The 13,393-nt window shown below is 69.0% G+C and carries 13 protein-coding genes; 10 read left to right on the top strand and 3 right to left on the bottom strand.

Annotated features, from left to right (window positions below):
• Positions 1-93 precede the first annotated feature (93 nt).
• The 5 genes from JQT59_RS25930 to era are packed head-to-tail and all read left to right on the top strand — an operon-like array spanning position 94 to position 4,322.
• Positions 94-1,167 (top strand): PhoH family protein, encoded by a 1,074-nt coding sequence (locus JQT59_RS25930; RefSeq protein ID WP_213572526.1) that lies wholly within the window; start codon positions 94-96, stop codon positions 1,165-1,167.
• A 36-nt stretch (positions 1,168-1,203) separates the two neighbouring features.
• On the top strand, positions 1,204-1,746 hold the full coding sequence (ybeY, locus tag JQT59_RS25925; protein WP_109329011.1) for an rRNA maturation RNase YbeY: 543 nt from the start codon (positions 1,204-1,206) through the stop codon (positions 1,744-1,746).
• Positions 1,747-1,767: 21 nt separating this feature from the next.
• Positions 1,768-3,087: a hemolysin family protein gene (locus JQT59_RS25920; RefSeq protein WP_213572525.1), complete on the top strand. Its 1,320-nt coding sequence runs from the start codon at positions 1,768-1,770 to the stop codon at positions 3,085-3,087.
• Positions 3,080-3,412 (top strand): cytidine deaminase-like protein, encoded by a 333-nt coding sequence (locus tag JQT59_RS25915; RefSeq protein WP_213572524.1) that lies wholly within the window; start codon positions 3,080-3,082, stop codon positions 3,410-3,412. The genes JQT59_RS25920 and JQT59_RS25915 overlap by 8 nt, the downstream gene beginning before the upstream one ends.
• A complete protein-coding gene (gene era / locus JQT59_RS25910; protein WP_213572523.1) occupies positions 3,405-4,322 on the top strand; it encodes a GTPase Era in 918 nt (305 codons plus the stop codon). The genes JQT59_RS25915 and era overlap by 8 nt, the downstream gene beginning before the upstream one ends.
• Before the next feature lie 51 nt (positions 4,323-4,373).
• On the opposite strand, the gene JQT59_RS25905 is transcribed toward era, so the two are convergent.
• The 3 genes from JQT59_RS25905 to pdxR are packed head-to-tail and all read right to left on the bottom strand — an operon-like array spanning position 4,374 to position 7,934.
• Entirely contained in the window at positions 4,374-4,937 is a 564-nt protein-coding gene (locus JQT59_RS25905; RefSeq protein WP_213572522.1) for a TetR/AcrR family transcriptional regulator, read from the bottom strand.
• Between the two features lie 3 nt (positions 4,938-4,940).
• Positions 4,941-6,386 (bottom strand): amidase, encoded by a 1,446-nt coding sequence (locus JQT59_RS25900; protein ID WP_213572521.1) that lies wholly within the window; start codon positions 6,384-6,386, stop codon positions 4,941-4,943.
• Positions 6,387-6,425: 39 nt separating this feature from the next.
• Entirely contained in the window at positions 6,426-7,934 is a 1,509-nt protein-coding gene (pdxR, locus tag JQT59_RS25895) for a MocR-like pyridoxine biosynthesis transcription factor PdxR (RefSeq protein WP_213572520.1), read from the bottom strand.
• 18 nt (positions 7,935-7,952) lie between these two features.
• On the opposite strand from pdxR, the gene JQT59_RS25890 reads away from it, so the two are divergent.
• The 5 genes from JQT59_RS25890 (at position 7,953) to JQT59_RS25870 (ending at position 13,393) form a co-directional block, all read left to right on the top strand.
• The gene (locus JQT59_RS25890; RefSeq protein ID WP_213572519.1) at positions 7,953-8,582 is read left to right on the top strand and encodes a pyridoxamine 5'-phosphate oxidase family protein; all 630 of its coding nucleotides are present in this window, start codon (positions 7,953-7,955) and stop codon (positions 8,580-8,582) included.
• A gap of 241 nt (positions 8,583-8,823) precedes the next feature.
• Entirely contained in the window at positions 8,824-8,922 is a 99-nt protein-coding gene (gene kdpF, locus JQT59_RS25885) for a K(+)-transporting ATPase subunit F (RefSeq protein WP_105415108.1), read from the top strand.
• Positions 8,922-10,637, top strand: coding sequence for a potassium-transporting ATPase subunit KdpA (gene kdpA, locus JQT59_RS25880; RefSeq protein ID WP_213572518.1), 1,716 nt, complete (start codon positions 8,922-8,924; stop codon positions 10,635-10,637). The genes kdpF and kdpA overlap by 1 nt, the downstream gene beginning before the upstream one ends.
• On the top strand, positions 10,634-12,736 hold the full coding sequence (kdpB, locus tag JQT59_RS25875; protein WP_213572517.1) for a potassium-transporting ATPase subunit KdpB: 2,103 nt from the start codon (positions 10,634-10,636) through the stop codon (positions 12,734-12,736). The genes kdpA and kdpB overlap by 4 nt, the downstream gene beginning before the upstream one ends.
• A gap of 6 nt (positions 12,737-12,742) precedes the next feature.
• A complete protein-coding gene (locus JQT59_RS25870) occupies positions 12,743-13,393 on the top strand; it encodes a potassium-transporting ATPase subunit C (RefSeq protein ID WP_213572516.1) in 651 nt (216 codons plus the stop codon).

Genomic DNA, 13,393 nt, shown 5'->3' with positions numbered 1-13,393 from the left:
CGGGTGGGCGCGCTGACCTGCGAGCGATAGACTGCGGAGAGCACGGCGACCGCCGTGAATCGCCGGGAACCGGAAGTAGGCCATATACCTCACGTGAGCGAACAAGACCAGAATGGCGAGACGTTCGGCGCCACGCGCCCGGCGGAACGCACCGTGCGTTCGAGTATCGATCTCCCACCCGAAACGGTCCCGCCTCTCCTCGGTTCTGCCGACGAGAATCTGCGAGCTCTCGAGCGGGTCCTGGATGCAGACATCCACGTACGCGGCAATGCGGTCACACTCACCGGGAAACCCGGGGACGTTGCCCTGGCCGAGCGGGTAATCACCGAGCTCGCCGCCATCGTGGGCCGGGGACAGCCGCTAACACCCGATGCGGTGCGGCGTACCGTCGGGATGCTGACTCAGGGGTTGAGCGAGTCCCCCGCCGAGGTACTCACTCTCGACATCCTGTCGCGGCGCGGCAAGACCATCAGACCCAAGACGCTCAATCAGAAGCGGTACGTGGACGCGATCGACGCCAACACGATCGTCTTCGGCGTCGGCCCCGCCGGCACGGGCAAGACGTACCTGGCGATGGCGAAGGCCGTGCAATCGCTGCAGACCAAACAGGTGTCGCGGATCATCCTCACCCGCCCCGCGGTCGAGGCGGGCGAGCGGCTCGGATTCCTGCCCGGCACGCTGCACGAGAAAATCGACCCCTACCTGCGGCCACTGCACGACGCGCTGCACGACATGATGGACCCCGAGGCAATCCCGAAGCTGATGCAGTCGGGCATCATCGAGGTCGCGCCCCTGGCGTACATGCGCGGTCGCACGCTGAACGACGCCTTCATCATTCTCGACGAGGCACAGAACACCACCGCCGAGCAGATGAAGATGTTCCTCACCCGGCTGGGCTTCGGTTCCAAAGTGGTCGTCACCGGTGACGTCACCCAGGTGGACCTGCCGGGAGGCGCGCGATCGGGCCTGCGGGCCGCCAGCGAGATCCTCGGCGACATCGACGACATCCACTTCGCCGAGCTGAACAGCAGCGACGTGGTCCGGCACCGGCTGGTATCCGACATCGTCGACGCCTACGAGCGTTTCGAGGCGGACCGCGACGGCAAGGTGGAGCTCGGAAACCGCGCACAGCGGAGAGCGGCGCACTCGCGTTCTCCGCGACGGTAGGGTGAGTGTCGCCGGAACCAGGAGGAAGCGACACACATGAGCATCGAAGTCTCGAACGAATCGGGCATGGACGTCTCCGAAGAGGAGCTGATCAGCGTTGCCCGCTTTGTGATCGCACGGATGGATGTCCATCCCGCGGCCGAGTTGTCGATGGTCCTCGTGGACTCGGCCACCATGGCGGACCTGCACATGCGGTGGATGGACCTGCCGGGCCCCACCGACGTGATGTCCTTCCCGATGGACGAGCTCGAGCCGGGTGGTCGGCCGGATGCGCCGGACCCCGGACCGTCGATGCTCGGCGACATCGTGCTGTGCCCGTCCTTCGCAGCGGATCAGGCCGACAAGGCCGGTCACCCGCTGGCCCACGAACTCGCTCTGCTCACCGTCCACGGAGTGCTGCACCTTCTCGGCTACGACCACGCGGAGCCCGAAGAAGAGAAAGAAATGTTCGGGCTGCAGAACCAGCTCCTCGAAGAGTGGTACGAGGACCTTCGCCGCGCCGAACGGGACGCGGCACTCGCTGCCCGCGATCAGAAGTTGCTCGGCAAGGCCGGGTTCTTCGACTCGCCGGATCAGTAACCGCGACGTGAAGGGTTCTTTGTGACTAGCGCCATCGCGCTGATCGTCCTCGCGATCGTTCTCGTCCCCCTCGGCGGTGTGTTCGCCGCCGTCGACTCCGCTCTCAACACCATCTCGTCGGCGCGCGTCGAGGAGATGGCCAAGGAGGATCGGGCCGGCGCCCACCGGGTCCTCCGCATCCTGTCGGATCGCCCGCGCTACGTGAATCTCATGGTGCTGCTTCGCATCCTGTGCGAAATCACCGCCACGGTGGTGCTCGTCGGCGGGTTGATCGACCTCCTCGAACCGGTGTGGGCGCTCACGGTCACCGCCATCGTCATGGTGCTCGTCGACTATGTGGTGATCGGCGTCGGTCCGCGCACACTCGGCCGTCAGCACGCCTACTCGATAGCGCTCATCGCGTCGTTCCCCCTGCAGGTCATCGGTACCCTCCTCGGCCCGATCAGTCGCCTTTTGATCCTCATCGGTAACGCGATCACGCCGGGCCGTGGTTTCCGCAACGGCCCCTTCGCTTCCGAGATCGAGCTTCGGGAACTCGTCGACATGGCGCAGGAGCGTGGCGTGGTGGCCGACGAGGAGCGGCGCATGATTCAGTCGGTGTTCGAACTCGGCGACACCTCGGCCCGCGAGGTGATGGTCCCGCGCACCGAGATGGTGTGGATCGAGAGCGACAAGAGCGCCGGACAGGCGACGTCCCTCGCCGTCCGCAGCGGTCACTCACGGATCCCGGTGATCGGCGACAACGTCGATGACGTCCTCGGGGTGGTCTACCTCAAAGACCTGGTCCAGCAGACGTACCACTCGCGTGACGGTGGGCGCAGTGTCCGCGTCCGCGACGTGATGCGCCCGGCCGTGTTCGTGCCGGATTCCAAACCACTGGACAGCCTGCTCGCCGAAATGCAGCGTGACCGCAACCACATGGCGGTGCTGGTGGACGAATACGGCGGAGTCGCCGGGCTCGTCACCATCGAAGACGTCATCGAGGAAATCGTCGGGGAGATCGCCGACGAGTACGACCAGGACGAGACACCGCCGATCGAGGACCTCGGTGACGGTATGTACCGGGTGTCGGCGCGGTTGCCCATCGAGGATCTCGGCGAACTGTTCGGACTCGAACTCGAAAACGATGAGGTGGAGACCGTCGGCGGGTTGATCGGATACGAACTCGGTAGGGTGCCCCTTCCCGGCTCCGAGGTCGTGTCGGAGGGGCTGATCCTGCGCGGCGAGGGCTCGCCCGACGTGCGGGGCCGGGTGCGGATCAGCACGGTCTTCGTGCAACGCGCCCCCATCTCGGAAGACGATCACGACGACGACCGCGAACGGGAGAGCGACGATGCCTGAACTCGATACCGAGGACGCCAAGCTGATCGTGCTTGCGCGGGGAGCCTTGGGCCGCAGCGGAAGCGGGCAGGGCGCTGCCGTCCGTGACCTCGACGGCCGCACCTACGCCGCAGGCGCCGTCACCTTGGCGGCGTTGTCGCTGACAGCTCTGCAGGCGGCCGTCGCCGCGGCGGTGTCGAGTGGCGCCGAAGGGTTCGAAGCGGCTGTCCTGATCGGCGCAGCCCCGGACGACCCCGGCATCGCCGCGCTACACGAACTCAGTGCGCAGGCGGCGATCGTCTTCGCGCGAACCGATGGATCCGTGATCGAGGAGAAGCATGAGTAAACCCGAATTCCGTTCCGGATTCGTCTGTTTCGTCGGGCGGCCCAACACGGGCAAGTCCACGCTCACCAACGCGTTGGTGGGCAGCAAGATCGCGATCACGTCCTCGCGTCCGCAGACGACCCGGCATACGATTCGCGGCATCGTGCACCGCGAGCACGCGCAGTTGATCCTCGTCGACACCCCCGGGCTGCACCGCCCCCGGACGCTCCTCGGCCAGCGCCTCAACGACCTCGTGCGCGACACCTACTCCGAGGTCGACGTGATCTGCCTGTGCATCCCGGCGGACGAGAAGATCGGCCCCGGCGACCGGTGGATCGTGCAGCAGGTCCGTCAGATCGCGCCGAAGACCACGCTCATCGGCATCGTCACGAAGATCGACAAGGTCAGCAAGGACATGGTCGGGCAGCAGTTGCTGGCCGTGTCCAAGCTCCTCGGTCCCGAGACGGATGTCGTGCCCGTCTCTGCCGCCTCCGGTGAGCAGGTGGAGGTGCTCGTCGACGTCCTCGCGTCGAAGATGGAGGAGGGCCCGGCGTTCTACCCGGACGGCGAGCTCACCGACGAGCCCGAAGAGACGCTGATGGCCGAACTCATCCGCGAGGCCGCACTCGAGGGGCTCGGCGACGAACTGCCGCACTCCCTGGCTGTGGTCATTGAAGAGATCATCCCCCGCGAGGGACGCACCGAGAAGCAGGGCGAACTGCTCGACGTCCACGCCCTGCTCTACGTCGAACGCCCGTCCCAGAAGGGCATCGTGATCGGCAAGGGCGGCGCCCGCCTCCGCGAGGTGGGGACCAAGGCCCGGCTGCAGATCGAGAAGCTGCTCGGCACCAAGATCTTCCTCGAACTGCACGTCAAGGTGGCCAAGGACTGGCAGCGTGACCCGAAACAGCTGGGCCGCCTGGGGTTCTAGGCGGCTGCGCCACCCGTGCGTGGTGAACGAGTCCAGAGGCTCGTCAGCCACTCACGGGGCGGCGGCCCTGAGCAGAAGGAGCACCGACGTCGCGAAGTCGTGATCGCCGTCGCTTCCGGTCGCGAGTCTCCTGAGCTGCAGGCCGGCGATGGTCGCGACGATGGTCGGTGCGACGGACGCCGCGTCCGGGACGCCGAGGGCGGTGAGGATCGTCACCGTCAAATCGTCGTACGCGGCGAAACATTCGGCCGCGGCCTGACGCAGCTCGTGGTCGCGTCCCGCCTGGATGTACAGCTCGAACGGGGCGATCCGATCGGCGGAGAACGCCAGGTCCTTCGCGACCTTCCCGGTGAGCGCGGCGGCGTCCTCGAGGCTCAGCCCCTTGTCCCGGTACCCCTCCGCCAGCTCCCACAGGCGCTGCGTCTCCTCCGTCACGAACCCGGACAACGCGGCGCGCAACAGGTCCGTCTGCGTGGGGAAGTGGTACGTGATGGAGCCGAGCGACACGCCGGCCTGCGCGGCGATCCGCCGATTGGTCACGCCGGGAATGCCTTCCGTGCCGACGATGTGCAGCGCCGCCGCGAGGATGCGGTCTCGAACGTCCGTCGAAGCCACCGGTCACCACCATTCCTCGGGACGTTCCAGGTCCCACCGCAGCACCGACTCGAGCTGGGCCGCGACCGACACCAACAGTGGCTCGGCACCGTCGTGTCCCATCAACTGGGCTCCGGTCGGCAGGTTACCGGACGTGAACCCGGCCGGCACGTTCACGCTGGGCCAGCCCAGCACATTCCACGGCCACGCGTACGGGCAGACCGCGGTGATCACCTTGTCGGTGGCCCACGAGCTGATGCCGTCGATCCCGTCGACCCTCGGTGGGGGAGTCGCGGTGGTCGGGGCGAGGACGAGGTCGTACTTGTCGAAGATCGCTCCGACCCGTCGCTGCATCCTCGGCTCGGCGGCGCGGGCGGCACGTAGCGGTGCCCCGCGCAACAGTCGGCCGGTCCGGGCGTTGCCCTTCGTGCGGGGGTCGACGAGTGACGGGTCCGGGACCTTCCGCATCCAGTCGTCGATACCGACCATCGACCGCGGGAGGAAACCGAGCCCGAACATGATTCCGTAGTCGGGGTCGTCCACCACGACGCGATGCCCGAGCTTGCGCAGCGCCTCGGCGATCCGTGCGACGCCCTGGCGGACCTCGGGATGCAGCGTCGTGGGGGTCGCGGTGAACGGGATGCGCAGAGACAGTGCGATGCGCAGCGGTCCGAGGTCGCGGCCGACGGCGTCGCTGACGGTGACCGGTGCGGGCGTGTGCAGGTCGCCCTCGTGCGGTCCCGACGCGACGTCGAGGAGCAGGGCCGCGTCGGCGACCGTCCGGGCCAGCGGGCCGTTGACGGTGAGGCCGTAGAACGCCTCGGCTGCCGGCCAGGTGGAGATTCGGCCGCGCTGAGGCTTGATCCCGACGAGGTTGGTCCAGGCGGCCGGGATGCGGATGGACCCGGCGCCGTCCGAACCGATCGCCGCGGACACCACACCGGCGGACACGGCCGCCGCGGCGCCGCCGGACGACCCTCCGGGGGTGTGGTCACCGTTCCAGGGATTGCGGGTGTACCCGAAGGCGGGACCGCCGGTCAGCGGCCACTGTCCCAGCTCCGGACTGTTGGTCTTGCCCACGACGACGGCGCCGGCGGCACGCAGGCGTCGCACCAGCTCGGAGTCCCGCGCCGCGGGCGGGAAGTCGCCCGGGCACCCGAAGGCGGTCGGCTCCCCGGCCACGTCGACGTCGTCTTTCACGGCGATCGGGACCCCGAGCAGCGGCATGCGCTCACCGGCGGCGATCCGGCGGTCGGCCTCGGCGGCTTCGGCCAGTGCCTTGTTCCGGCGGATCACCTTGAACGCGTTGAGCGTCGGCTGGCTCGCATCGATGCGGTCGAGGGCGGCGCGGGTAGCCGCGACCGAGGTGGTGGCGCCCGAGGCCAGCGCCTGCGCCTGCTCGACGAGTCCCGGGGACCGATCCCCGTCGTTGTCGCGCTGCCGTCGATCGTCCAATTGTCCCGCGCTCATGTCGCCCCTCCCCGTTACTGTTCGTTCGAACGAACAGTATCAGCCGAGATGTCGCCGGACCACCCTCCCGATCGCCTCGGCCGCCCCGCGAGCCTGCGACTCGGGGAGTCGGGCGTACCCGCAGACCAGCCCCCGCGGGCCCCCCGCTGTGGTGCGGTAATCGGCGAGGCTCGGGACCGTCACACCGTGGTCCTGCAGCTCAGCCGACACGGCGACGTCGTCGACGGAATCGGGCAGCGTCAGGACGACGTGGAGGCCGGCCTCGATGCCGGCCAGCCCGGCACCGTCCGTGTCGACCGCGGACAATTGCTGCTGCAGTGCGGTGACGAAGGCCGCCCGGCGGGCCGAGTAGGTGCGGGAGGCGCGGGCGAGGTGCCGTGACAGCGCACCGGAGTCGATGAAATGCGCCAGCGCGAGGGCAGTGGTCGCGCAGCACGCCTCACCACTCGCGTCGAGGGCCCGGACGAGTCCCTGCCGGAGCGCCGGAGGCGCGATCACCCACGCCACCCGGATCGAGGGAGTGAGGATCTTCGACGCCGTGCCCACGTACGCCACGCATTCCGGCCCGCGGTCGATGCTGCGCAGGGCGGGCAGCGCCGACACGTCGTAGCGGAACTCGCCGTCGTAGTCGTCCTCGATGATCACCGTTCCGGAGGCCGCGGCGTCGGCCACGAGCCGCGCCCTGCGGCCCACCGGCATCCGGGCCCCCATCGGGTACTGATGGGCGGGCGTGCAATAGGCCGCGGCGTCGGTGGCGCGCAGCAGGGCGGGGTCGAGGCCGTCGCCGTCCACGGACACGCTGCGCGTCCGCACCCCCGAATCGTCGAGGACGGTGCGGGCCCGGCTGTAGCCGGGCTCCTCGAACACCACGTCCCGGCCGCCGAGTTCTGCTGCGGCCACGAGGGTGCGGAGCGCAGCGGCGACTCCGGGAACGATCACCAGTTCGTCGGGGCGCGCCGCGATCCCCCGGGTGCGGCGTAGATGTACCGCGAGGGACCGTCGCAACTCCGGGTGCGCGCCGGGGCCCGGGACGTCCGAGGTCACGGCCGCGGCGGCGGCCGTCCGCCACGCCCGGCGCCAGTCGACAGTGGAGATCAGGGCGGGATCGGGGTGGCCCGGAGTGAGATCCCACCGCGCCGCCGGTGTCCCGGGAGCGGCGGCGAAGGCCCGATCCGACGTTCGGGTGACCGTGTGCGAGGCGACGTGCGCGCGGGCCGCGACATCGGCGCCCGGTGCGATCCGGGTGCCGGAACCGGCGCGGGCGTTCGCGTATCCGGACGAGCAGAGTTCGTCGTAGGCGTCGACCACCGACGCCCGCGCGACCGTCAGGTGTGCGGCCAGCGCCCGCGAGGAGGGCAGTGGGTCGCCGGGTCGCAGGCGACCCACGCGGATCTCGTCGAGGATCGACTCCGCGATGCGGTGCCGCAGCGGCGCGTCGGTGTCGGGGAGCCGCAACGTCAGGTGCAGTTCGGGGCTGATCCGGGGCATGGTCCCCACAATACTGGTCTGTCGATAATGATGATTGTGGATCTGGAAGCTGATCCACATAGGGGTGAGGATGGTCTCGTGGACAAGATCATGAGATACCCGGACCGTGCCCGCACCGAACGCGCGCAACTCGACGCCGTCCTCGACGCCGCGCCGATGGGCACCCTCGCCACCGTCGTCGACGGGCTGCCGTGGGCCGTGCCGATGCTGTACGCCCGCGACGGCGACAGGATCCTGCTGCACGGCTCCACCGGAGCCGGCGCGCTGCGGCAGGTGGCGGCAGGTGCACCCGCGGCGCTGTGCGTCGCGATGCTCGACGGAATCGTCGTCGCGGACACCCTGTTCGACTCGTCTGCCAACTACCGTTCGGCGGTGGTGCGGGGCAACCTCGTCACTCTCGGCGAAGACGAATCCGCCGACGCACTGAACGCACTGTCGGACGTGCTGATCCCCGGCCGCAGCACGGAGGTCCGGGGGCACCGGCGCAAGGAACTCGCCGCGACACTGGCCCTCGCCCTCCCGATCACGCCGGGCCAGTGGACCGTCAAGGTGCGGGACGCACCACCGGGCGAACCGGCCGAAACCAGCAGCGCCTGGGCCGGCGTGGTCCCGGTTCGGTCGGTCGCCGGCGCGCCCGTCCCGGCGCCGTGGGTGACGAGCGGGACACCCGTACCCGCGTCCGTGACGCGGCTGACCCGGACCGCGTAAGGAAAGCGTCAAGAGCCGGAGGAGTCCCGTAAGCGCTTCGTCAGCGCCGCCTCTTTCGCCGAGATCCGGCGTGATGCTGGCATGACACCCCACAACCGTGGGGTGTCATGCCTGCGCTGAACCGCAGGATCAGTACGAAGAGGGATCCTCACATGGCCGATGTGGCCTACGTCGCGCTCGTCCTCGGCGGATTCGCCTGTTGCGCGCTCGTTCTCCGTGCCCTGCAGACCGGACGCGTGAAATGACGGGCGCCGGAACACTCGCCGTCGCGCTCGTCGCGATTGCCGCCGCGCTCGTCGTGTACCTCCTGATCGCGCTCATCGACCCGGAGCGGTTCTGATGACGCCTGCCCTGGCGGCCGGACTGCAGGTCGCCTTCGTCCTCGCGGTACTCGCGGTCGCATATGTGCCGGTGGGCGACTACATGGCGCGCGTGTACGAATCACGCCGTCACCTGCGGGTCGAATCCGTCCTGTACCGCCTGTGCCGCATCAACCCCCACACCGAGCAGACCTGGTACGGCTACGCGGGCAGCGTGCTGGGATTCTCCGCGGCGAGTGTGCTGTTCCTCTACGCCCTGCAGCGCATCCAGGGCGTGCTGCCGCTGTCCGGGGATCTCTCCGGGGTCAGTCCCGCGGTGGCGTTCAACACGGCCGTGGCGTTCGTGACGAACACCAACTGGCAGTCGTATGCGCCCGAGACCACGATGAGCAACCTGACCCAGCCGGTCGGGCTCGCCGTGCAGAACTTCGTGTCCGCAGCGGTGGGCATGGCCGTCGCGGTGGCGCTGATCCGCGGGTTCGTCCGGGTGTCGCGCGGCGGTGAGATCGGCAACTTCTGGGTGGACCTCACCCGGGGCAGCCTGCGTATTCTGCTGCCGTTCTCCTTCGTGATCGCGCTGATCCTGCTGAGCCAGGGCGTGATCCAGTCCTTCCACCCGGGCTTCGCGTCCACCGGTCTGGACGGCAACTCCGTCACCAATGCACTCGCACCCGTCGCCTCGCAGGAAGCGATCAAGGAACTCGGCACCAACGGCGGCGGGATTCTCGCCGCCAATTCGGCGCACCCGTTCGAGAACCCGACGCCGATCAGCAACATCGTCGAGATCCTCGCGATCCTGCTGATCCCGGTCTCCCTCACCCGCACGTTCGGCACCATGGTCGGCGATCCTCACGACCGAGCGAGCGAGGTGTCCGGGCACCGCCAGGGGCTGACCCTGCTCGCCGTGATGGGCATCCTGTGGGGATCGCTCCTCGCGGTCACGCTGGCCGCGGAGTCGGGTCGGCGCGGCGTCGCCGCCACCGCCGCGGGCGCGATGATGGAGGGCAAGGAGGTTCGTTTCGGAGTCCCCGGCACGGCACTGTTCGCCGTGAGCACCACCGGAACGTCCACGGGCGCGGTGAATTCGGCGCACGACAGCCTGTCGCCGCTCGGCGGCGGAGCCGTACTGCTCAATATGCTGCTCGGCGAGATCGCGCCCGGCGGTGTCGGCACGGGGCTCTACGGAATTCTCGTCCTCGCCCTGATCGCCGTCTTCGTCGGCGGACTCCTCGTCGGCCGCACACCCGAATATCTGGGCAAGAAGCTGCGGCAGCGGGAGATCACCCTCGCCGCCCTGTCGGTGCTGGTGATGCCGGCGCTCGTCCTGATCGGGACCGGAAGCACCGTGATCCTGTCCTCGACCACCGGCTACCAGGGCAACAGCGGCGACCCCGGAAGCCCCGGATCCATCCACGGGTTCTCGGAAGTGCTGTACGCGTTCGCGTCGGCCTCGAACAACAACGGCAGTGCGTTCGGCGGGCTGACGGTGACGAGCGACTGGTTCCAGACCGCTCTCGGCCTGTGCATGCTGCTCGGCCGGTTCCTGCCGATCATCCTCGTCCTCGCGCTCGCCGGATCCCTGGCGTCGCAGAAGAAGACGGCCGCAGGCGCCGGGACCCTGCCGACGGCGGGCCCGATGTTCACCGGGCTCCTCACCGGCACCGTCGTGCTCGTCGCAGCGTTGACATTCTTCCCGGCCCTCGCGCTGGGACCGATCGCGGAGGCTCTGCAGTGAGTGTGAACGTGACCAGTCGTCCGGAATCCGGGACGGCGACGACGCCCGAGGCCGGCCACGACCCGGCGCCCGTGAAGGCGGGAATCTTCAGCCCCGCCCAGCTGGTGACGGCGCTCCCGGGCGCCCTGCGCAAACTCGACCCCCGGGACCTCGCCCGCAACCCGGTGATGTTCGTGGTGTTCGTCGGCTCCGTCGTCACCACCGTCATGGCCGTCGCCGACCCGTCGGTGTTCTCCTGGGCCGTCGTCGCCTGGCTGTGGTTCACGGTTCTGTTCGCGAATCTGGCCGAGTCGGTCGCGGAAGGGCGGGGCAAGGCGCAGGCGGCGAGCCTGCGGAAGGTGAAGCAGGACACGGTCGCTTACCGGATCACGGCGAGCGGCCGGGTGGAGTCGGTGGCGGGTACCGAACTCACCGTCGGCGACCGGGTGGTCGTCGAGGCGGGAGAGGTGATACCCGGCGACGGTGACGTCGTCGACGGAATTGCGACCGTGGACGAGTCAGCCATCACCGGCGAATCGGCGCCCGTAGTCCGCGAATCCGGTGGCGACCGGTGTGCCGTCACCGGTGGCACGACCGTGCTGTCCGACCGGATCGTCGTGCGCATCACCGCGGCCCCCGGACAGTCGTTCGTGGACCGGATGATCGCCCTCGTGGAGGGGGCGGCGCGGCAGAAGACGCCGAACGAGATCGCGCTGAACATCCTGCTGGCGTCGCTGACGATCATCTTCCTGCTGGCCGTCGTCGCGATCGGCCCGATGGGCCTGTACGCGGGCCAGGAGCAGGATCCGATCAAGCTGATCGCGCTGCTGGTCTGCCTGATCCCCACCACGATCGGGGCCCTGCTGTCGGCCATCGGCATCGCCGGGATGGACCGGCTGGTGCAGCGGAACGTCCTGGCGATGTCGGGGCGGGCGGTGGAGGCCGCCGGCGACATCGACACCCTGCTGATGGACAAGACCGGCACCATCACGTTCGGCAACCGGCAGGCCACGGCCCTGCATCCCGCACCGGGTATTTCCGCGATCGAGTTGGCCACGGCCGCACGGTTGTCCAGCCTCGCGGACGGCACGCCCGAGGGGCGCAGCATCGTGGACCTGTGCGCCCGCGACTTCGGGTTGGACCCGGCACCGTCCGAGGCGGAGAGAGCGGCGGAGTTCGTGCCGTTCACGGCGCAGACCCGGATGAGCGGACTCGACATCGACGGCGCCCGGATCCGCAAGGGCGCGAGCGACGCCGTGCTGACGTGGGTGCAGGCGCTCGGCGGGCAGTCGGCGCCCGCGGTCACCGACAGTGTGAACCAGATCGCGCAGACCGGGGGAACGCCGTTGGTGGTCGCCACCGTTCACGGAGACGCAGCGACCGTCCTCGGCGTGATCGCGCTGTCGGACGTGGTGAAACCGGGCATCGCCGAGCGGTTCGCGGAACTGCGGGCCATGGGGATTCGCACGGTGATGATCACCGGCGACAACCCGTTGACGGCGAAGGCCATCGCGGCCGAGGCCGGTGTCGACGACTTCATGGCCGAGGCGACACCCGAGGACAAGCTCGCGCTGATCCGCAGAGAACAGGAGGGCGGCCGGCTCGTCGCGATGACCGGGGACGGCACCAACGACGCCCCGGCGCTGGCCCAGGCGGATGTCGGGGTGGCGATGAACACCGGCACGTCCGCGGCGAAGGAAGCCGGGAACATGGTGGATCTCGATTCGGATCCCACCAAGCTCATCGAGGTGGTGGAGATCGGCAAGCAACTGCTCATCACCCGCGGGGCGCTCACCACGTTCTCGCTCGCCAACGACCTGGCCAAGTACTTCGCGATTCTCCCCGCCCTGTTCAGCGGAATCTATCCGCAGCTGGACACGCTGAACGTCATGCGGCTGGCCACCCCGGAATCGGCCATCCTGTCGGCGGTGATCTTCAACGCCGTGGTGATCGTCGCGCTGACCCCGTTGTCGCTGAAAGGCGTTCGCTACCGTCCGTCGCCGGCGTCGACGCTGCTGGGCCGCAACCTGCTGATCTACGGTCTCGGCGGTGTGATCACGCCGTTCGCCGGTATCTGGCTCATCGACCTCGTCGTCCGTCTCATTCCCGGAATTGGGTGATCCCGCATGCGATTTCTCATCGGCCTGCTCCGGCAGACCTGGGCCGGACTACTCGTCCTGCTCGCACTCACAGCAGTCCTCGGTGTGCTCTATCCCGCCGCAGTGTGGGGGGTGAGCAGGATCGGCGCAGGAGCGGCCGAGGGGTCTGCGGTGCGCGACAGCACCGGGTGCGTCGTCGGGAGCCGGTGGGTCGGTGTCGACCCGCAGGTGCCTGCGGGGGAGCCGGATCCGTTCTTCCACAACCGGGTCACCGGGTCGGTGGCCGAACAGGATCCGTTCGCGCCGGGCGATCCCGCCGCCGCCCTGCCCACCAACCAGGGGCCGAGCAGTGAGATCCTGGCGACGTTCATCGCCGACCGGCGGGCGGCGATCGCGACCCGGGAGGGGGTGGACCCCTCCAAGGTACCGGCGGACGCGGTCACCGGATCGGGCTCGGGCATCGACCCGCACATCAGCCCCGCGTACGCGGCGTTGCAGGTGCCGAGGGTGGCTGCGGAGAACGGTCTCAGCGAGACCCGGGTCCGGCAACTCGTCGACGAGAACACCGAGGGAAGGCAACTCGGCTTCCTCGGTGAGGAACGGGTGAACGTCCTCGAACTGAACCTGGCCCTCGGCCTGACCGCTCCCGAGTGCACCGCCCCGACCGCTGGTGGATGA

Source organism: Rhodococcus sp. USK13, from assembly GCF_018343855.1.
In the GTDB taxonomy this organism is placed as follows: domain Bacteria; phylum Actinomycetota; class Actinomycetes; order Mycobacteriales; family Mycobacteriaceae; genus Rhodococcus_F; species Rhodococcus_F oxybenzonivorans.
This window is presented reverse-complemented; position numbering and strand designations above follow the sequence as displayed.